This is a genomic window from Colwellia sp. Bg11-12 (assembly GCF_014076955.1).
In the GTDB taxonomy this organism is placed as follows: domain Bacteria; phylum Pseudomonadota; class Gammaproteobacteria; order Enterobacterales; family Alteromonadaceae; genus Colwellia_A.
In genome coordinates this window covers 94,349-113,880 of record NZ_JACGUZ010000086.1, presented here as the reverse complement: position 1 = coordinate 113,880, position 19,532 = coordinate 94,349, and the positions used below count along the sequence as shown (strand labels likewise).

The window sequence follows — 19,532 nt, the reverse complement described above, 5'->3', positions numbered from 1 at the left end:
ATGTCTCATAGAATAATGTTGATTCCTGTTGGTTTTGGCGTTGGGCTGACAAGTGTTGCGCAAGGTTTACTTCATGCTTGCCAACAAAAAGGTATTAAGGTCGGGCATTTTAAACCCATAAGCCAGCCCTCGCGCAATTTATTAACCCAAAAAAATAAACCTATTGAAAGTATGACTAACCTGGGTACCTCAATATCATTAGCGTATGTTGAACAGCAAATGGGTGACGGTAAGCATAATATTGTTTTAGAAAAAATTGTCGGTGATTTTATTGATTTTGAAAAAGAATATGATGTCGTTATTATTGAAGGCCTTATTCCAACAACTCGTCAACCTTACGCTGGTAGAATTAACCGCGATGTTGCACAAGCGCTTTCCGCAGATATCGTTCTCGTAGCAGCTCCAGACAACGATAGCCCAGAAGAGTTTGAAGACCGTATAGAAGTTAGTGCAGAAACCTTTGGTGGCATAAAAAACAAACGCGTAATTGGCTGTATCATCAACAAAATTAATAGCCCTGACAAAGACGAATATGGACTACTGCCCCGAGAAAATGAATTTAACAGTGAACTTGATATTACACCTCTGATTAACTTATCTATTTTTAATAACCGTCATTTTGGCTTATTAGGCACTATCATGTGGGAAATGGACTTAATTGCCCCCCGCGTCATTGATATTTGCCATTATCTTAACGCAGAAGTGTTAAATGCTGGAGATATGTCTCATCGCCGCATTCGCAGTATTAGTTTTTGCGCACGTAGCGTTGGCAACTTAATGAGCCATTTACAACCTAGCCGATTAATTGTCACCCCCGGTGACAGAACAGATATTATTATCGCTACCTGTTTATCTGCATTAAATGGTACCAAGGTTGGTGCGTTATTGTTGACCAATGGCTATAAGCCAAATGAACAAGTAATGACCTTATGCCAACAAGCTTTAGATGCTGGACTTCCTGTACTTTCAGTGCCTTGGGATACTTGGCAAACGTCTCGTCATTTAATGAACTTCAACCCAGAAACACCCCTAGATGATATTCAACGACATGAAAAAATAAAAGAATATATTGCTGATAACTTGTCTTCGACCTGGTTACAACAATTGTCCGAGAATGTGGCACAAAGTAGCCAAATGTCTCCACCTGCATTTAGACATAAGTTAACTGAGCTTGCCCGTAGTGCTAATAAACTGATTGTTTTACCTGAAGGTAACGATATCAGAACGATAAAAGCAGCGGCAATATGTGTTGAGCGTGGCATTGCTCGTTGTCAGTTACTGGGCGATAAAGAAAGCATTTTACTGATTGCAGAACAACAAGGCATTCAGTTACCTGATGGGTTATTAATCACCGACCCTGCCTTGATTCGTGACAACTACATAGCTCCCTTAGTGGCATTAAGAAAACATAAAGGATTAACGGACGTTGTTGCTCAACAAGAATTAAAAGATAACGTTGTATTAGCGACAATGATGTTGCAATTAGGTGAAGTAGACGGCTTAGTTTCTGGCGCAGTAAATACAACAGCGAATACGATTAGACCTGCTCTACAGCTAATTAAAACCGCTGAGGGAAGTTCACTCGTATCATCTATTTTCTTTATGTTATTACCAGAACAAGTTCTTGTGTACGGCGACTGTGCTATTAATCCCGAACCCAACGCAGAACAGTTGTCTGAAATAGCGATACAGTCAGCAGATTCAGCAATAAAATTTGGTATTGAGCCTAAAGTCGCCATGATAAGTTACAGCACAGGTAGCTCTGGTTTTGGAGCAGACGTAGAAAAAGTCGCCAAAGCAACTAAACTGGTACAAGCCAAACGACCTGATTTAATTATTGATGGCCCTCTGCAGTACGATGCTGCGATTATGGAAAATGTAGCGAAGAAAAAAGCCCCTAACAGCCCGGTTGCAGGTAAGGCTAATGTCTTTATTTTTCCTGATTTAAATACCGGTAATACCACCTACAAAGCGGTACAACGTTCAGCTAACTTAGTCAGTATCGGACCGATGTTACAAGGAATGAGAAAACCAGTAAATGATCTTTCCCGTGGCGCTTTAGTCGATGACATAGTCTATACAATTGCATTAACAGCTATTCAAGCAAAAACATAGTTTACTAAGCTAAAAGGTCGCTCTATTAACCTTTTAGCTTATATTTTCATTGAGTTGAGGCTGATTTAATATAGAGTTGACTATTTTTATAATTATTTATAATTACATCATTTATTAGCGACTAGACAAAAAACAACCAACAAAATTTTACCTTTAAAAACATAAAGATAAGTGATAAAGCAATAGTTATCCACAACAATGCCCACAGCTTTTGTGGATATCATTAATAACTTTTAGTGGTGATTTAAGAGGTTAACCACTGAGAATTCAATAACTTTTTAATGTTTGATGCTGATTCTATAAAATAACCATCTTTAGCACAAAATACTATCCAAAACAAACATAATATACGCACCAGCTCTGTATAAGTTACATCGGGTCCATAACGAAACAATAATATTTATTTCTGCCTCATTTTCTTGTATAGCGCAGCAACAAAGTACTTACCGATACATCATATAAATCGCTTTCCCGCGGTTATCACTACTTTAAACATTAGCCAGTAAACGCTATAGTAACCTTTTATCTAAAGGTGGCTTGCCATGAGTACGTTTACCCTCAAATTACTTGAAGAAACTTTTGCCATTCATAGCCTAGCGCGCGATGTCGACATACCCAAAGCGGTGTTTGACGCGCCAATATTTTTTATTGCCAAAACCTATGAGGAAACGTCCATTGTTCTCCCTCAAACAATCAATATTATGAGTGATGAAGTCGAAAAAGATTGGCAAGCGCTTGAGGTTGTCGGTCCACTGGATTTTACGCTGACTGGTATTCTCTCTAAAATATCAACAATATTAGCGAATGAAAAAATTAGTATTTTTGCAATATCAACTTTTGATACTGATTATATTTTAGTAAAATCACAAAATGTATCATTGGCAACAGCCGCTTTACTAGCCAATGATTATCAAATAATTTAGTTTTAGGAAATTTCATGACCACCATTTACGGCATAAAAAATTGTGACACTGTTAAAAAAGCGACTAAATGGCTTGATAATCAAGCGATTGAGTACACTTTTTTCGATTTTAAAAAACAACCGCTAACGCCAGAGTTACTCAATGAATTCGTAAGCAAAAGCTCATGGGATGTTTTACTTAATAAACGCAGTACTACCTTTAGAAATCTGCCTGATGAAATTAAAGACAACTTAACCGATGAGGCTATTTTTCAGGCGGTGTTAGCTCAACCCACGTTACTTAAAAGACCATTAGCTGATCACAACACGTGCTTTGAAGTGGGTTTTAAAGAACCGTTATATCAAGCGCTATTTTTATCATGAGTGATATTAACCTTACCCATGAAGTGATTTCACTCGCCATTGATTTAATCGCGCGCCCTTCGGTAACACCTGAAGATTTTGGTTGTCAAAAAATGATGGCTGAACGTCTAGAAAATTTCGGTTTTAATAATGAAACACTGATCTTTGAAGATACCACCAACCTGTGGTCTAGACGTGGAACAACCGCGCCCGTATTTTGTTTTGCTGGTCATACTGATGTTGTTCCTGCCGGGAATTTAGAACGTTGGCATACCCCCCCTTTTGAACCCACCATTATAGACGGCATGTTATATGGTCGTGGTGCAGCTGATATGAAAGGCAGTTTAGCGGCTATGATCATCGCTACTGAACGTTTTGTCAAAGATCACCCTGACCATCATGGTTCAATCGCATATTTAATCACCAGTGATGAAGAAGGCCCTTTTATCAATGGCACTACACGTGTTATCGATACACTCGAAGCCCGTAACGAAAAAATAGATTACTGTATTGTTGGTGAGCCAACAAGTTCTCATCAGGTTGGCGATATTGTTAAAAATGGTCGTCGGGGCTCTATCTCGGGAGAGTTAATTATACACGGTAAACAAGGCCATGTGGCTTACCCTGATCATGTCAAAAACCCCATTCACCTAGCAATGCCTGCATTAGATGAATTGAGTAAAATGCATTGGGATAACGGTAATGCCTATTTTCCTATGACGAGTTTTCAATTATCAAACATAGAGTCAGGCACTGGCGCAACTAATGTTGTGCCTGGTCATTTAACTGCTTGGTTTAATTTACGCTTTAGTACAGAGTTAAACTTTCAGAATATTATGGATAAGATTGATGCGGTACTTACAGAGCATCAATTAACCTACGAAATAAAATGGACATTTAACGGAAAACCCTTCATTACAGAACCTGGAACTTTACTTGATTCGGCGGTTAAAGCAATAAAAACGGTGACCAATATTGATGCCGAGCTATCGACATCTGGTGGTACATCCGACGGTCGATTTATCGCACCGACAGGGGCCCAAGTGATTGAACTTGGCCCTTGCAATGCGACTATTCACCAAGTGAATGAAAGTGTTCGCTGCGATGACTTAATCTCTCTCACTGATATTTATTATCATACGCTCGTTAATGCCTTAACTGATCAAACACCAGCAGCATAACGTTAATGACAAAAATATTAAGTGAAAAGCAATTAACAGGACATGACGATAGTCATATTACTTGGTTAGATGAGAGGACAGGAATTCATCAACAAGCATTGTCTGCATGGATAGCAATGTCTGAAGAGGCAAAGTCAGCGGGCTTGGATCTAAAAATAGCCAGTGGATATAGAGGTTTCGACCGGCAATTAACCATTTGGAATAGAAAGTTTTCTGGGCAATTACCGATTAAAAACCAACAAGGTGAAATCCTCAATATTGAAGTAATGACTGAGCAAGAAATTATTAATGCTATTTTATATTTTTCAGCATTACCTGGAGCAAGTCGCCATCATTGGGGATGCGATATTGATATCTATGCAGCAAATTTATTGCCGGCAAACCAGAAGTTACAGTTAGAGCCTTGGGAATTTGCCGCAGACGGGCCTTTTTACTTACTGAGCCAGTGGTTAGCTAAAAATGCCTGTCGCTTTGATTTCTATCTTCCATACGACAAGTTTCGCGGTGGTGTCGCGATAGAGCCTTGGCATTTATCATATTGGCCAATAGCGCAATATGGCGAAAAGCGATTAACCCTTAATTGTATTGAAGCCGTTATTCTAAAAGCAGAAATATCAGGTAAAAATGAAATAATGAGACAGTTGTCAAAAATTTATCAAAACTATATACAAAATATTGGGAGTATCCACTATGGATAACTGGCTAGTCATCGTCATTATTATTGCTGCTTTCGCTTTAGTCCTTGGCAACTTTAGTGTTGTTCAAAAGAATGCGCAAACGCCCTTACGAAAACAGAGTTTAAATGACTTAAAAGAAACCCTGCCGCGTACACATAAACAGGCACATAAAATGCCAACAATTGTTTCAAATGATCCTGTTGAGCTAAAAGAAAGAAGTACCTTAGTAACAGAAGCCAATGAAATAGCAAAGCAGTCTGCTTTAAAAAAAGAGTCTTAAGGTCGTCGCTTTCGTTACTTTAAAACTTTTATACTAACTCAGTTCACTAACAATAATGTTGTTAGTTATTTTAAATTATCGATTAAAACAAAAACGCCGCTAAATCAATTTAGCGGCGTTTTTTATTAACTACGTTTAAAGAGTATTACAAAGCGTCTCTAAAAGATAAGCCTGCTTCCATTACTGGAAAAATACGCTCTAATGTTTCTATCGGTAATACATTACCGTCAACATCATAAATAGTTACTGATGTTTTACCTTTTTCATCGCTAAGCACAAATTGATATTTGGCTTCATCAACATCAATGACAGGTACATCATCGCCCCAAATAACTGACCATAAGCTATTTTCGGGTTTAACAAAATCTACAAAGTAAATTTTCTTACTTTCATTTAAATCTGTTATTTCAAAGCCATAATCTGCAAAAAACAATGGCATGTTAGACCAAAGCATTTCAATATCAATTTCTGCGATATAAGCAGGCTCTGCTTGAGCATTTTCACCAATAGTGACAAACTTTTGATTCGCTCGCATTAAGCGGTTTTCACGTTGTTTTAAACGATACTTAAAGTCAACTTGGGCAACAATTTGATTGAGCATCGCCATTTCAGCCCGTTGCTTGTCAATTAAGTCCATCGTTTTACTCGCGCCACTTTTATCTGTACGCATGTAATCAATCAATTTCACCGTTAAGGCGACACTACGACCATGGGGTTTGCTTTCAAATGAATAGTTAAAACGAACACTTTCACTGCTATCTACCGTTTTAAATAACCAATACCCAGAAATTTCTTCATTATGGTACCAGTCTGATTCAAACACTTTATCTTCTGTGTCGAGAGCAGTTAACACAACACCATCATTAACGAGTTGCTCTCGCAATGCATCGGTTAAAAATTCTTTTAAATCAGTATCTTCTAATACTTGGTCAAACCAAATTTTAGAGTCTGTTGTGCCAGGAACAACACGTGAAGATGACGCCACTGGAAGTACAAGTGAAGGTGCTCTCACATCAACACTTTGACCCACGGGCCCTTTGTGATTAATATCATCAGAGATAAAAAACTTTGTATTTTTTTTAGGTTTATTTAAACCTGTTGGAATACTTAATTCTTGAGCTTCTTTCTCTTTGGCGTATTCAAAGTCGCCCATAGCGCTTTTGTTATTAATACTACCACAACCTGTTACTGCGAGACTTAACAAGGAAAAATAAAATATACGACGATTCATTAACACTCCTGAGGATACAATCTGAATCTTTTAAAGTTTGTTCTTATGTAAAGCTGATATAAAAGTTAACCTTGCGTCATTAATTTAACACAACGAAAACTTTAACCTGCTCTTTGAGTAAATTATCTGTATTAAGTTCCAATATTATCTTTAGATTTTATTGTTCAGCATTTACAAGCATGTTATCAGACAAATTAATGGGCTCCATGGTACTTGGCTGTTTTTACAAACACAAGAATTCAACTCGAAAAATCACAAATAAATATTTTCTCTCTTTAATACGGGTTTTTATCTGGTTCAAATACGTTACAATAGCCGCTTTTTAAAACACTTAGGTTAACTATGTCTCAATATTTAGTGCTCACAGCGATGGGCGCAGACAGAACAGGAAGTGTGAGCGAACTCACTAAGCTCGCCAGTAAATGTGGCTGTAATATTATAGACAGTAGAATGGCAATTTTTGGTCTAGAGTTTTCTTTGATTATGCTTTTAAATGGCAGCGCAAAAGCGATTAATCAAATTGAAAACAAATTACCCGCTATGGCAGTTAAACTTGAATTAACCACGATGATGAAAAGAACCTCTGGATATAAAAAGAGAGAGTTCACCCATCATTATCAAGTTGATTATGCTGGCATTGATCAACCTGGTGTATTAAAAGCAATGACTGCATTTTTTGCTACCCGAAATATTGACTTATCTTCTTTGAAATCAGAAATTGACCCGGTAAGTAATCAAATGTGCGCCACAATACTGATTGCCTTAACCGAAGAAACGAGTATAGAAAAGCTTGAAAGCGACTATTTTGAACTCTGTGAACAAGTTGGGGTGCAAGGCTGTATTAAAAAAGTTAATTCAAACCTTATATAAACATAATACTTAGTAGGATAACCATGAAAACAATAACTGTTGGCGAAACCGCCCCACTATTTACTTTACTTGATGAAAATAGCAATGAAGTTGCTTTAGCTGATTATATAGGTAAAAAACAAGTGTTGGTGTATTTTTACCCTAAAGCAATGACACCTGGCTGTACTGTTCAGGCGCAAGGACTAAGAGACAATAAAGCCGAACTTGAGCAATTAAATACGGTTGTATTTGGTATTAGTCCTGACGAGCCTAAACGCTTAATTAAATTTTGTCAGCGTGATGAATTAAATTTCACCTTACTTTCTGACGTTGATCACAGTGTTGCTGATGCTTTTGGCGTGTGGGGTTTAAAGAAATTTATGGGTAAAGAATATGACGGAATACATCGTTTAACATTCCTTATTGGTCTTGATGGTAAAATTAGTCATGTGTTTAATAAATTTAAAACCAAAGATCATCATCAAGTAGTGTTAGACTTTTTAAAGACTGAAAATTAATAAAACGGCTAGTTTGTTCAATGTAATAGCCATTGATATAAACTAGCCATTTAACTAGAATGAGATAATGACTGTACCTTTAAAATACCTTTCCGCTTACTCCTTAGATATTCAAACCAAAGTGCAAGAAATGATAAGCGGTAAAACGTTATCAGTGTATTTATTAGCAAAATACCCAACGGCTCATCAAATATACAATGATAAAGCCCTACGTGGTTACGTACTTGAGATTAAAAATCAGTATCTAAAAAAATCAGAACCTTTGAGCCAAATAAAATATGACGATAAAATTCATGTCATTAATAATGCGCTTGGCTTACACACTTATATATCGAGAGTTCAGGGCAGTAAACTGAAAAGTAAAAATGAAATTCGTATTGGCGCTTTATTTAAAAAAAGTCCTGAAACATTTTTAAAAATGATTGTTGTACACGAACTTGCCCATTTAAAAGAGAAAGATCACAATAAAAACTTTTACAAGCTATGCGAGCATATGCAAAGCGATTACCATCAAGTAGAGCTTGATTTACGTATTTATTTAACTCAAATAGAGTTATTTGGCGATATTTACCAATAACCTTTAAGCCTTTTTTATGCCAACTACCGTAAGAGAAAACTGATGAAAATAACAAATATAAAAAAACGTATCGTACTTACTGGTGGACCTGGAGGCGGAAAAACCACAGCGCTTGATCTTATTCGTCGCGAATTTTCAGGAAAAATTGCCACAGTACCTGAGGCAGCAACCATGATTTTTAGTGGTGGTATTGAGCGTTCAAACAATAATCAGGTATTAAAAGCCCAGCAAACCGCTATTTTTTATTTACAAAAACATTTAGAAAATATTCAGCGAGCGACATTTGAGCACAGCATCATATTATGTGACCGAGGTTCATTAGACGGCCTCGCTTATTGGCCAGATGGTCCTGATGAATTTTTTAAGACTATGAATACCAACCTTGAAGATGAACTCGCCCGTTACGATGCGGTTATATTCTTTGAAAGTGCGGCAAAATCTGGTGAAAGTATAAAAAGTAACAACCCTATTCGCAATGAATCAGAAAATGCAGCGATTATTATTGATGATAAACTGCAAGCAATTTGGTCGCAGCATCCCAACTTTAACTTAATTAACAGTGACGAATCATTTATTAATAAAGTTATGTTTGGTATAACGACCATTCAAAAAATCATCGAACAGTATCAAAAAGCAGCACGATAGGTTTGAAAAACCTTATCGTATTTAGCATTTATCCTGCTCGGGAAAGTCATTATTTGAGGGCCAAGCATTTAAAACAGCCTTGACGAGTGTTGCCAGTGGAATCGCGAAAAATATCCCCCAAAAACCCCACATACCACCAAAGAGAATAACAGCCACAATAATAGTGACAGGATGTAAATTCACGGCTTCTGAAAACAATAAAGGGACAATAATATTACCGTCAATGGCTTGAATAATACCATAAGCTATCATGACATAACCAAACTCACTGCCAGTACCAAATTGAAATAGCGCAACTAATAAAACAGGAAAAGTAACAATAGTTGCTCCAACATAGGGTACGAGAACAGACAAGCCCACTAAGACGCCCAGTAAAACACCATAATTCAACCCCAAAGCAACAAAAGCAATAGTAGAAGCGGCACCCACAATGATGATTTCAATAATCTTACCACGAATATAATTCATAATTTGTCGATACATTTCATCGCCAACTTGCGTAGCCATTAAGCGCTCTTTAGGTAAGAACGAGGTAAAACTCGAGATTAATTCTTTCTTATCTTTTAAAAAGAAGAACACCATTAACGGTACTAAAATTAAATAAATCATTAACGCGACAATATCAGAAATAGAATTAAGTGAAGCTCTTAAGGCAACTTGTCCCCATTCAATTAACTTATCATTCACCGCTGATATTAAGGTTTCAATTTGCCCAGCATTGATTAAATCGGGATATTGTTCAGGAAGGGTCAGCAAATAAATTTGGCCTTGCGACACCATATAGGGCACTTCTTTTAACAAGTTACTACTTTGCTGCCATATAACGGGCATTAATCCTAAAATACCCACTAAAGAAATACCAATAAACATCACAACAACTAAACTCACAGCAAATGTTCTTGATAAGCCTATATGCATTAAACGATGAACAGGTAGGTCTAATAAAAACGCAATGGCAATCGCAACAAATACCGGCATAAGTAAATTATTAAAGAAAAAAACAAAGAAAAATGCACATAACAGTATAACTAATAACGTTACGGCATTAGGGTCAGAAAATTTACGTTTATACCATTGAGAAAATAATGAAACCATTTATATTACTTACCTATTTGATTTACGTGCGGTTAAAGGAAGTGTCATTCGCTTTTCGAATAAAAAGCTCAAGTGTGTTTTTTTCAAGCCAAGACTCATCATAGGTAAAGCCTTGTTTAGTTAATAGTTTTGGAATATCTTTAATCGAACCTTGATCGGATATTTTTAATAAACAAAAGTCATCACTCGACATTTTTTTTAACAGTAATCTTAATTGTACTAAAGGCACCGGACATTTTTCAGATCTGCCATCATATTCATAGATCATAAGTACCTATCACTTAAAAACTCATCGGTTAACAACATTGTCACTAAATAACGATAAACAAACCTTTTGTTTGATTATCTAATTTGCGACAATTGATTACAATGTTATTGTATTATTTATTTTAATTTGATGAAGAATAAGTGCAGAGGTAAAATGAACGAATTACCGATAACATCTAATTTGAAAGAAATTACCGCTTATAAAAAGAAACTTAATTGGGGTGATGTTCCAGCTATATATCATATGGCGGCATCTTCAATTAGTGATATGGACGGCATTCTGACTCATGGTTTTGATAGTGCATACAAAGAACTGTTTAACAAAAACAATTGGAACTATACACTTTTGGAAGGTGCTAGTGATGAAAATGGCAACGTTACGGTCACAAAAAAACCACAAATAACCTTACGTCATTATTATGATGAGCAAAATTATGAACTTCATTGTTTTCCGATAGTCGAAGGTGAACGGGTCTATGGAACATTATCACAACATCCATTATGCCCATTTACACAATGGTCACCTGAAAAAATGCAAATGTTGTTTAGGGTTAGTAGCTTAATTTCCTTTATCGTTTTTACTTTTAAGAACGGAGACCTAGCAGATTTAGCGTTAATAAAATACTCACATAAACGTGTTCAAGAGTTAATAAATGAACTCAGTAAATCATTTGAAATAGTCGATGTGATGGGTTATTCCATTGCAGATTTTTGTAAAGAGCTCTATAGAAGAAGACCTAACTTCACCATAGCTGATTTACTCGATAACCTTGACCCAAATACGGAATAATTAATTTGCCTTATCAACGTATATTTAAATTGAAATCATTATTATTTGCTTGCACATTGACCACATTACTGGCGAGCCCTTACGGCTTTTCTCAAGATAATAAAAACAAACTGCCCGAAATTGGCACGTCTGGATTTAGTGTTTTATCGATAGATAAAGAACGTCAAATTGGTGGTGCTATGATGCGTCATATTCGTGCTTCGCAGCCGCTTATCAATGATCCCGTTTTAATTGAATATATTAACGATTTAGGTAACCGTTTAGTCAAAAATGCTCAAGATGTAAATTATAGCTTTGAATTTTTTATTATAAGAAATAAAGAAATTAATGCCTTTGCTTTTTTTGGTGGGCATGTCGGTATTCATAGTGGCTTAATTACGCTCGCCGATACTGAAAGCGAGTTAGCTTCGGTTATTGGCCATGAAATATCTCACGTTACCCAACGTCACTTAGCCAGAAGACTTGAGGCTCAAAGTAGAAATCAACCCTTAACAACCGCAGCAATGATTTCAGGTGTACTACTTGCACTCGTCAATCCTTCTGTAGGTATGGCTGCATTAACAACGACAATGGCTGCATCGAAACAATCAAGTATTAACTTTACTCGTGGCAACGAACAAGAGGCCGACCGCGTAGGCATAACGCTATTAGCACAAAGTGGATTCGACCCCCAAGGTGCGCCAGATTTTTTTGGTAAAATGGCCACCAAGTATCGTTATACATCAAAGCCCCCTGCCATGCTTTTAACGCATCCAGTGCCTGAATCTCGTATAGCAGACGCACGTATTCGTGCTCATGGTTTAGAATCACGTCCTTCAGCACCTAGCTTAAACTTTGCACTAGCAAAAGCACGTATTCAAGCACGATACGAATCAACACCCCAAGAAAATATTGCGACTTTTGAAGATGATATAAAAAAACAAAATTATACTTATAAAGCAGCAGTTAATTATGGCTTAGCCCTTTCACTTTTTGAAAATAAAGATTATCAAGATGCTAAAAAAATCCTTGAAAAATTAATAGCTGATGATAAGAACAACCTATTTTATGCTGACGCGCTAACCGATGTTTATATTAAAACAAAAGAGATAGATAAAGCGTTAGTCATGCTCAATGAGCTAAACCTACTGATGCCTAACAACCAAGTTGTTACTTTAAACTATGCCAACGCTTTGCTTGAAAATGAAAAATATTCAGCTGCTGAAGTACTTTTACAAGACTTCCTATTAGTTAAGCCCGGTAACTTTATCGCTTATGACATTTTAACGACTGTTTATCAAAAACAAGATAAAAAAGCACTGATGCATGCCACCAAAGGAGAAGTTTTCGCTCTTTTAGGCGCATACTCGCGCGCTGTTGATGAATTACAGACTGGTTATAATTTTACAGAAAATCAACCCATTGTCGAAAAACGTATCAAAGCACGAATTTTACAACTTCAAGATCAAGAACAAAAACTAAAAAGGCTATAACCCAGCATCACTTGCATTATCTGAATAGAGTGAATAACCTCTCATTCAAAAGATAAAGCGAGTATAATTATTTATTTTTTTACGCTATTGAGATTAAAACATGTTAACTATTTATCACAACCCTCGTTGTTCAAAAAGCCGTCAAACCTTGACGTTGATTGAAGAAAATAATCAAGAGGTTTGTATTGTAGAATATTTAAAAACACCCCTAGATGAATCTACCATCAAATTACTTTTATCACGTTTAAATGTTTCACCTATCGAAATGATGCGCACTAAAGAGAAAGAGTTTAAAGAACAAAACTTAGCGGGTGCTTCTGATGAACAGCTAATAACAGCAATGATAAATACGCCTAAGCTCATTGAACGCCCGATTGTGACTACGCAGACGAAAGCAATCATTGGTCGTCCTCCTGAAAACGTACTCACACTCTTTTAATTTAACTCTCTTTAATATGTTGGCGGTAAATGTCTCGTCAACAGGATAACTTTCATGAATAAAACACAGCGATTATCAACTCCAACCCTAAAAAAAATCACTTTAAGTGGATATTTTTCTTTATTGTTTTTTATGCCTCTTTGGCTGCTTTATTTAAACCCTTCACAAGGCTTGTCACCCATATTAAGTTTATGTTTATTTACCGTGCCACTTTTATTTCCATTGAAAGGGCTTCTTGCTGGTAATCCATATACTTATGCTTGGTCAAGTTTTGTTGTGATGATTTATTTTTTACACAGTTTAACGACGTTATGGGTATCTCCAGAAGACCTAATATGGGCGTCGTTAGAGCTGATATTTGCAACAACTATGTTTATTGGTGGTAGTTATTACGCTAAATATAGAGGTCAGGAACTCGGCTTGAGCATCAGAAAAGAAAAAGATAAAACGTAACTCATTTGCGGTAACGCTATTGAACAAATAGCGTTTCTATTTAAGGATTAACAGTGAAAAAAATTCTCTCTATTGTAATACTAATCCCTCTTTTATTTGCTTGTAACAATAATAGTGAATCAACTAAAATTGTTACAACGGACAATGAGGTAAGAGTAGCTCAAGCAGTAGAGTTGGTTTTTTTTGCGCCGACAAGTAATGTTACGAATATTATTTGGACGCAAACAGCTGGCGAGCCTGTTAATTTTTTAGCCTACACAAGCAAGGTTATCGCTTTTACGCCTAACGTTGCAGGAACATATAGCTTTAATGTTTCATTTGAACTTGCTGATGGTAGCAAAGAAAACCTGACTCATTCTATTGCGGTATTAAGTGAACAAAGCCAAATTTCTGCTCGTTTAGGCCATGCCACTCTAGAAGGCAGTAAAGTTTCATTAAGGGCTTCAATATCAAGCGAACTTTCAGCAGATACTTTAGTTTGGCAGCAAACCTCTGGACCTGAGGTTAATTTTACGGCAGAAGAAACTAATGGTGATTATGTTGTATTCTTTAATGCGCCAGAGGTCACTAAAGATACCTTATTAGAATTTACCGTTACTTCTGGAGCTTATAGCGACAAAGTAGCTATTCTTGTTGAAAACGCAGCGCTAATAGATACCGAATCAAAAGATACCGCTTATACCGAACGTTTAGCCCGTGTATTCCCGTTCGTTAAAAACTCTGCTTATGCCGATGTACTTGTTGATTGTGTTTATAGCAACAAAATAAATTTTAATAAAACCTGCTCGTTTGATACCCTACCTTTAATTGCCCACGATACAACCACACCGACAATTGACGACATAATGGATCGAGTAGTCGTTTCTCATTATTGGATGGGAGAAAGGTTTAAGGCATTTCTTGAAAATTTTGATCCAAACAATGATTTCAAAAACTTACTCAGAGCCAATACCGCCATTGTTATTTCTTATGATATCAGGCCTTCATATTACTGGGTGGTCAGTGGCGCTATTCACTTAGATGCTAACTATTTTTGGTTAACCCCCGACGAACGTGACACGATAAATCAGGCACCAGATTATAGAGCATCCTTTGGTCGTGATCTCAATTTTGCAATGCCATGGCGTTATGTAAAAAACAACAATTACACCACAAATTATTTTTCTGAGAATGTCCGATCGACTCGAGAACCAGAGGATGTTTTATATAGTTTAACCGCTTTAATGTACCATGAACTTGCTCATGCAAACGACTTTTTCCCTAGTAGTGATTGGTCAAGTTTAGACAGAAATGAACCGATTTTATCTGTAGCACAACGCATATCTGACGACACTGGATTTAAATCAGATCAACTTAAAAGTGCACTACCATTGTTCGGTGATGAAATGTTAGCTTTAGCGCAAGTTCGCTTTCATGGTGTGGACGCAACAGACACCCAAAAAGCTTATCAGCCTAATGATGTCAGCACATTTTTTAGTCGTGAAAGTGCCCCTCAATTTTATAACTACTCAAGTATTCGTGAAGATTACGCCATGCTTTTTGACGGTTTTATGATGCAAACTCGTTTTGGTATTAGCCGAGATGTAGCCATAACCAACGCCCCTAAAAACACGACTGAACGTTATATCGTAAACTGGGGACAACGAGGACGCATTGGTGAAGAAAATATTAAACCTCGCGTATTATATGCGGTAAGTCATATTTTACCTGAAGTAGCTGATGTACAAAGCCTAGTGGGAAATTTACCTAGCCCTATCATGATGAATGTGGGAGAAAGTTGGGATGATAATCTAACCATCAGCCCTTTTATAACAGAGCCGTCAGCACTAAAAAAGGTTTCAGCTAAGAAAACAGAAAGACGCTTTATTCAACATGAGTTTTATGAAAAACCAAGCCCTTTAAAATAAGATAGCTTTAATGAATGGAATAGTGATTTTACGCTGTTCTCTTATTGAAGCTTCGTCAAGCTCCCCTAAAGCTAAGATCAAGTGACTCATTTCACGTGATAAGTGACTGAGTAAATACTTAGCAACTTCATCTGTTAATAATAAACCGCGCTGCTGCGCTCTAAACTTTAACGCGATTAATTTTTCTTCGTCATCGAGGGGCTTTATTTGCTCTGTCATCCCCCATGACAATCGCGAAACGAGGTCCGCTAAACCTAATTTCAACTGTGACACACTCTGGTCACCCGTAATGATTAAACGCTTGTTCTGCTCGATAACGCGATTAAATAAATCAAAAACCGCCCGTTGCCAAAGTTTGTCACCTGCAATTAATTGCACATCGTCGAGGCAAATTAAATCAATATTTTCTAAACCGTCTAACACTTCAACCGACAACTGTTTTAATTCAGAAAAAGATAAACAAACTGATGACAACCCCAATTTTTCGGCAAAAGTACAACTGGCATGTAACAAATGTGATTTACCTACCCCAGACAAACCAAACAAATAAAAACTATTAACATGCGCTGATTCAACAACATGGTTGCCAGCTTTGATAAATGACTTTAACTGTTCAGTTGCAGAGTAATTAGCAATACTTTGAAAACTTGAAAAGGTTTCATCATCGGGTAATTGAACGGACAAGGTTAATTGAGAAGTGACTTTCACTATGGCTTCCAATAAAAAACAGGTATCGCATCAACCACTTTTTCAGCAAGTGGGTCAACAAAACGATCTAATTGCTTATTCAGTTTTAATGAAGCGAGAAATGCTTGCCCTGAACTCTTTAATGCTAATTCAAAACGACGATTATCGCCTGAAGCATTGATTAACTTAACTGACTTAACAGATGATAATTGCTCAAGAAATCGTTCAACTTCAATGAAACTTTGCAATGATGAGATATTGGCAACATCAATAATATAATTATTATCAACATCACTATTTAGAGCATATTTTTGATAAATTTGATCACTAATAAGCGAAAGTGCTTCTTGTAATAATTCATCAGGGGAATTGCCATAGCTAATATCACCAAAGATTTGTGCGCCAATTTGATCTCGATTGTAACCTTGGGCATCGGCAATAAAACTCCAGTCTAGTGCATATTGCTGTGTCTCTTTTGGACATAGTAAACAATCGTTAACTTGCTCAGAATTGTCTTTTTGTGGCAATAAACTACTGTTTGATAGACGAATAATAATAATAGATTCTGGATTATAACGTTGTGAGCCTGCTTGGACTTGTGCGGCAAATCGTCCCCACACATCAAAAGTCGAGATATTATTGACATCCGTTAAATCCATTAACGGCATTAAAATAGGTAACCCTCTAAGTGTAGAAAATTGTTCGACCGTTATAGGTAAATTGTAAGTTATTGGTGAAGACGTATTATCAGAAAAAGATGAATGCGTTACATTAGATATGGTCGTTCGCTGCAAACCATTCTCTTCAACGAGCCATAATAAAATTTGAGGCCGTAAACTTCCCCATATTGGTGCACTTGCTTGTTCAAACAGCTGATTAATTTTACTTTCATCAAAGGTAACTAAAAGTTCAGTCTTATCAGCGTTACGTTGATAACGATATTTAACAACATATCGACTGTAATTTCTTAGGCCTTCTTTTATCGTTGAGTTTGATAGTAGTGCTTGTTGACCACCAACTTTTAGCACAACGGCGCCCATTGCTTGTTTCAATGCACGCTTTTGCTCTGAGTTGGTTTGTGAGCTTACTATAACCTTTGCGTTGTATAAGTTTTTAACTTCGACAGCCGGAGCCTGCACTGAAGCAAAGAAAAGACTTAAAGCAACAACTAATACAATGAAATATCTAAACATATTATTTAAGTTGACCATTTTTATGTGTAAGATCTTATCATAGTGTTAATCAATTTAAATACTAATAAAAAATAATTTATTATAAAGATTTTCACCACGCCATTGCGCTGGTAGAATGCGCCATTAAAGTTCTTATGCTAATTAATTGAGGTTTCCCCCGTGAGCGAACAAAAACAGTCTCTAAGCTATAAAGATGCTGGCGTTGATATAGATGCAGGTAACGCCCTAGTAGAAAACATTAAAGGTGCGGTAAAACGTACAACTCGTCCTGAAGTGATGAGTGGTTTAGGCGGTTTTGGCTCTGTATGCCGAATACCAACTGGTTATAAAGAACCTGTAATGGTTGCGGGAACAGATGGTGTAGGTACAAAGTTACGCTTGGCTATTGATTTAAAGAAACATGACACGGTTGGTATCGATTTAGTAGCTATGTGTGTAAATGATCTCATTGTACAAGGTGCTGAGCCTTTATTCTTTTTAGATTATTATGCAACAGACAAGCTTGATGTTGATATTGCGTCAGCAGTTGTTGCTGGTATTGCTGATGGCTGTGTTTTATCAAACTGTGCTTTAGTTGGCGGTGAAACAGCTGAAATGCCAGGTATGTACCACAAAGGTGATTACGACATCGCGGGTTTTTGTGTCGGTATCGCGGAAAAGTCACGTTTAATTGACGGCACAAAAGTAGCTTCAGGTGACCAATTAATTGCTTTAGCGTCTTCTGGTGCACATTCAAATGGTTTCTCATTAATTCGTAAGGTATTAGAAGTAAACAAAACAGATACTAATGAGTTATTAAATGGCAAATCAATTGGTGACCATTTGATTGAACCAACCAAAATTTATGTAAAATCTGTTTTAGAATTGCATAAAGAAGTTGATATACATGCTTTATCACATATTACAGGTGGTGGCTTTTGGGAAAATATTCCACGCGTACTTCCAGAAAGTGCACAAGCTATTATTGACGGTAACAGCTGGCAGTGGCCTGAAATTTTCAATTGGCTACAAGAGAAAGGTAACATTACGACGCACGAAATGTACCGTACCTTCAACTGTGGTGTTGGTATGATCATCGTTGTTCCTGCAGAAGATCTTGCAAAAAGTATTGAAATTTTATCCGCTCATGGTGAAAACGCATGGCACATTGGCGAAATTGCAGATATGCAAACTGGCGCTGAGCAAGTAGTGATCAATAAAGGTTAATTTTATGCCATCAAAGAACATACAAACCTGCAATTTATCAAGTAATATTGTTGTGTTAATTTCTGGTGGCGGCACAAATTTACAGGCGATTATAGACGCCTGTAAATCTGCTGATTATCCAGGAAAAGTTGTTGGGGTTATTTCAAATAAAGCAGACGCTTATGGCTTAACTCGTGCTAAAAATGCAAGCATAGACCATTGTGTGCTGTCTCATAAAGACTTTGACAGTAGAGAAGTTTACGACCAAGCCTTAATCAAGCAAATTGATTTATACCAGGCTGATGTTGTTGTTTTAGCTGGTTTTATGAGAATATTAACACCACAGTTTGTACAGCATTACCAGGGTAAGTTAATCAACATTCATCCTTCTTTATTACCTAAATACCAAGGTTTACATACGCACCAACGTGCTATTGATGCCGGTGATAAAGAGCATGGTGTTAGTGTGCATTATGTTACAGAAGAACTCGATGGTGGTCCCGTAATATTACAAGCAAAAGTACCAATTTTTGAAGGTGATACCGCTGATGATCTGGCACTTAGAGTTCACGAACAAGAACATAGAATTTATCCTTTAGTGGTAAAATGGTGTTGTAATCAGCGTATTTCTATGCACAATGACACAGTACTTTTTGAAGGTAATGCACTCCCTGCTTCTGGTTATGCGAGTGATTAAATAAAATATT

General features: G+C 36.8%; 22 protein-coding genes. 17 read left to right on the top strand and 5 right to left on the bottom strand.

Annotated features, from left to right (window positions below; all coding sequences use genetic code 11):
* The 6 genes from pta (at window position 1) to H4J39_RS18470 (ending at window position 5,517) form a co-directional block, all read left to right on the top strand.
* Window positions 1–2,115, top strand: coding sequence for a phosphate acetyltransferase (gene pta / locus H4J39_RS18495; RefSeq protein ID WP_182229797.1), 2,115 nt, complete (start codon window positions 1–3; stop codon window positions 2,113–2,115).
* 542 nt (window positions 2,116–2,657) lie between these two features.
* A complete protein-coding gene (locus H4J39_RS18490; RefSeq protein WP_182229796.1) occupies window positions 2,658–3,038 on the top strand; it encodes an ACT domain-containing protein in 381 nt (126 codons plus the stop codon).
* A 14-nt stretch (window positions 3,039–3,052) separates the two neighbouring features.
* Window positions 3,053–3,400 carry an arsenate reductase gene (locus H4J39_RS18485; RefSeq protein ID WP_182229795.1) on the top strand — a complete coding sequence of 116 codons (348 nt, stop codon included), beginning with the start codon at window positions 3,053–3,055 and terminating at the stop codon, window positions 3,398–3,400.
* Window positions 3,397–4,560, top strand: a complete 1,164-nt coding sequence (gene dapE / locus H4J39_RS18480) for a succinyl-diaminopimelate desuccinylase (RefSeq protein WP_182229794.1) — start codon at window positions 3,397–3,399, stop codon at window positions 4,558–4,560. Before H4J39_RS18485 ends, dapE begins: the two co-directional genes overlap by 4 nt.
* Window positions 4,561–4,565: 5 nt before the next feature.
* A complete protein-coding gene (locus H4J39_RS18475) occupies window positions 4,566–5,258 on the top strand; it encodes a M15 family metallopeptidase (RefSeq protein ID WP_182229793.1) in 693 nt (230 codons plus the stop codon).
* Window positions 5,251–5,517 carry a hypothetical protein gene (locus H4J39_RS18470; RefSeq protein WP_182229792.1) on the top strand — a complete coding sequence of 89 codons (267 nt, stop codon included), beginning with the start codon at window positions 5,251–5,253 and terminating at the stop codon, window positions 5,515–5,517. Before H4J39_RS18475 ends, H4J39_RS18470 begins: the two co-directional genes overlap by 8 nt.
* Window positions 5,518–5,662: 145 nt before the next feature.
* On the opposite strand, the gene bamC is transcribed toward H4J39_RS18470, so the two are convergent.
* Window positions 5,663–6,748: an outer membrane protein assembly factor BamC gene (gene bamC / locus H4J39_RS18465; RefSeq protein WP_182229791.1), complete on the bottom strand. Its 1,086-nt coding sequence runs from the start codon at window positions 6,746–6,748 to the stop codon at window positions 5,663–5,665.
* A gap of 342 nt (window positions 6,749–7,090) precedes the next feature.
* Here bamC and H4J39_RS18460 point away from each other — a divergent pair, with 342 nt between their 5' ends.
* From H4J39_RS18460 to H4J39_RS18445, 4 genes are all read left to right on the top strand, one after another.
* Window positions 7,091–7,618, top strand: a complete 528-nt coding sequence (locus H4J39_RS18460; protein WP_182229790.1) for a glycine cleavage system protein R — start codon at window positions 7,091–7,093, stop codon at window positions 7,616–7,618.
* Between the two features lie 23 nt (window positions 7,619–7,641).
* Window positions 7,642–8,115 carry a thioredoxin-dependent thiol peroxidase gene (bcp, locus tag H4J39_RS18455; RefSeq protein WP_182229789.1) on the top strand — a complete coding sequence of 158 codons (474 nt, stop codon included), beginning with the start codon at window positions 7,642–7,644 and terminating at the stop codon, window positions 8,113–8,115.
* A 67-nt stretch (window positions 8,116–8,182) separates the two neighbouring features.
* A complete protein-coding gene (locus tag H4J39_RS18450) occupies window positions 8,183–8,692 on the top strand; it encodes a M48 family metallopeptidase (RefSeq protein ID WP_182229788.1) in 510 nt (169 codons plus the stop codon).
* A 42-nt stretch (window positions 8,693–8,734) separates the two neighbouring features.
* A complete protein-coding gene (locus H4J39_RS18445; RefSeq protein ID WP_182229787.1) occupies window positions 8,735–9,337 on the top strand; it encodes an AAA family ATPase in 603 nt (200 codons plus the stop codon).
* Between the two features lie 21 nt (window positions 9,338–9,358).
* On the opposite strand, the gene H4J39_RS18440 is transcribed toward H4J39_RS18445, so the two are convergent.
* Window positions 9,359–10,432, bottom strand: coding sequence for an AI-2E family transporter (locus tag H4J39_RS18440; RefSeq protein WP_182229786.1), 1,074 nt, complete (start codon window positions 10,430–10,432; stop codon window positions 9,359–9,361).
* A 22-nt stretch (window positions 10,433–10,454) separates the two neighbouring features.
* A complete protein-coding gene (locus H4J39_RS18435; protein WP_182229785.1) occupies window positions 10,455–10,700 on the bottom strand; it encodes a sulfurtransferase TusA family protein in 246 nt (81 codons plus the stop codon).
* 153 nt (window positions 10,701–10,853) lie between these two features.
* Here H4J39_RS18435 and H4J39_RS18430 point away from each other — a divergent pair, with 153 nt between their 5' ends.
* The 5 genes from H4J39_RS18430 to H4J39_RS18410 all read left to right on the top strand — a co-directional run bounded on the left by H4J39_RS18430 (window position 10,854) and on the right by H4J39_RS18410 (window position 15,760).
* On the top strand, window positions 10,854–11,489 hold the full coding sequence (locus tag H4J39_RS18430; RefSeq protein ID WP_182229784.1) for a hypothetical protein: 636 nt from the start codon (window positions 10,854–10,856) through the stop codon (window positions 11,487–11,489).
* A 29-nt stretch (window positions 11,490–11,518) separates the two neighbouring features.
* The gene (locus H4J39_RS18425) at window positions 11,519–12,961 is read left to right on the top strand and encodes a M48 family metalloprotease (protein ID WP_259368885.1); all 1,443 of its coding nucleotides are present in this window, start codon (window positions 11,519–11,521) and stop codon (window positions 12,959–12,961) included.
* A gap of 100 nt (window positions 12,962–13,061) precedes the next feature.
* Window positions 13,062–13,400, top strand: coding sequence for an arsenate reductase (glutaredoxin) (gene arsC / locus H4J39_RS18420; RefSeq protein ID WP_182229782.1), 339 nt, complete (start codon window positions 13,062–13,064; stop codon window positions 13,398–13,400).
* Window positions 13,401–13,454: 54 nt separating this feature from the next.
* The gene (locus H4J39_RS18415) at window positions 13,455–13,853 is read left to right on the top strand and encodes a DUF2069 domain-containing protein (protein WP_182229781.1); all 399 of its coding nucleotides are present in this window, start codon (window positions 13,455–13,457) and stop codon (window positions 13,851–13,853) included.
* A gap of 53 nt (window positions 13,854–13,906) precedes the next feature.
* Window positions 13,907–15,760, top strand: a complete 1,854-nt coding sequence (locus H4J39_RS18410) for a hypothetical protein (RefSeq protein ID WP_182229780.1) — start codon at window positions 13,907–13,909, stop codon at window positions 15,758–15,760.
* On the opposite strand, the gene hda is transcribed toward H4J39_RS18410, so the two are convergent.
* A complete protein-coding gene (gene hda / locus H4J39_RS18405) occupies window positions 15,752–16,468 on the bottom strand; it encodes a DnaA regulatory inactivator Hda (protein WP_182229779.1) in 717 nt (238 codons plus the stop codon). The two genes, H4J39_RS18410 and hda, sit on opposite strands and share 9 nt — an antisense overlap.
* Window positions 16,468–17,640, bottom strand: coding sequence for a DUF2066 domain-containing protein (locus H4J39_RS18400; RefSeq protein WP_182229778.1), 1,173 nt, complete (start codon window positions 17,638–17,640; stop codon window positions 16,468–16,470). The genes hda and H4J39_RS18400 overlap by 1 nt, the downstream gene beginning before the upstream one ends.
* A gap of 159 nt (window positions 17,641–17,799) precedes the next feature.
* On the opposite strand from H4J39_RS18400, the gene purM reads away from it, so the two are divergent.
* On the top strand, window positions 17,800–18,846 hold the full coding sequence (gene purM, locus H4J39_RS18395) for a phosphoribosylformylglycinamidine cyclo-ligase (RefSeq protein WP_182229777.1): 1,047 nt from the start codon (window positions 17,800–17,802) through the stop codon (window positions 18,844–18,846).
* A gap of 4 nt (window positions 18,847–18,850) precedes the next feature.
* A complete protein-coding gene (purN, locus tag H4J39_RS18390) occupies window positions 18,851–19,522 on the top strand; it encodes a phosphoribosylglycinamide formyltransferase (RefSeq protein ID WP_182229776.1) in 672 nt (223 codons plus the stop codon).
* Window positions 19,523–19,532: the final 10 nt, after the last annotated feature.

Coding starts and splice junctions, on each gene's coding strand:
- H4J39_RS18400 (WP_182229778.1), bottom strand. CDS start 17,640: ATGTTTAGATATTTCATTGTATTAGTTGTTGCTTTAAGTCTTTTCTTT.
- H4J39_RS18445 (WP_182229787.1), top strand. CDS start 8,735: ATGAAAATAACAAATATAAAAAAACGTATCGTACTTACTGGTGGACCT.
- bamC (WP_182229791.1), bottom strand. CDS start 6,748: ATGAATCGTCGTATATTTTATTTTTCCTTGTTAAGTCTCGCAGTAACA.
- H4J39_RS18485 (WP_182229795.1), top strand. CDS start 3,053: ATGACCACCATTTACGGCATAAAAAATTGTGACACTGTTAAAAAAGCG.
- purN (WP_182229776.1), top strand. CDS start 18,851: ATGCCATCAAAGAACATACAAACCTGCAATTTATCAAGTAATATTGTT.
- H4J39_RS18440 (WP_182229786.1), bottom strand. CDS start 10,432: ATGGTTTCATTATTTTCTCAATGGTATAAACGTAAATTTTCTGACCCT.
- H4J39_RS18450 (WP_182229788.1), top strand. CDS start 8,183: ATGACTGTACCTTTAAAATACCTTTCCGCTTACTCCTTAGATATTCAA.
- bcp (WP_182229789.1), top strand. CDS start 7,642: ATGAAAACAATAACTGTTGGCGAAACCGCCCCACTATTTACTTTACTT.
- pta (WP_182229797.1), top strand. CDS start 1: ATGTCTCATAGAATAATGTTGATTCCTGTTGGTTTTGGCGTTGGGCTG.
- arsC (WP_182229782.1), top strand. CDS start 13,062: ATGTTAACTATTTATCACAACCCTCGTTGTTCAAAAAGCCGTCAAACC.
- H4J39_RS18460 (WP_182229790.1), top strand. CDS start 7,091: ATGTCTCAATATTTAGTGCTCACAGCGATGGGCGCAGACAGAACAGGA.
- dapE (WP_182229794.1), top strand. CDS start 3,397: ATGAGTGATATTAACCTTACCCATGAAGTGATTTCACTCGCCATTGAT.
- H4J39_RS18475 (WP_182229793.1), top strand. CDS start 4,566: ATGACAAAAATATTAAGTGAAAAGCAATTAACAGGACATGACGATAGT.
- H4J39_RS18490 (WP_182229796.1), top strand. CDS start 2,658: ATGAGTACGTTTACCCTCAAATTACTTGAAGAAACTTTTGCCATTCAT.
- H4J39_RS18430 (WP_182229784.1), top strand. CDS start 10,854: ATGAACGAATTACCGATAACATCTAATTTGAAAGAAATTACCGCTTAT.
- H4J39_RS18470 (WP_182229792.1), top strand. CDS start 5,251: ATGGATAACTGGCTAGTCATCGTCATTATTATTGCTGCTTTCGCTTTA.
- H4J39_RS18415 (WP_182229781.1), top strand. CDS start 13,455: ATGAATAAAACACAGCGATTATCAACTCCAACCCTAAAAAAAATCACT.
- H4J39_RS18435 (WP_182229785.1), bottom strand. CDS start 10,700: ATGATCTATGAATATGATGGCAGATCTGAAAAATGTCCGGTGCCTTTA.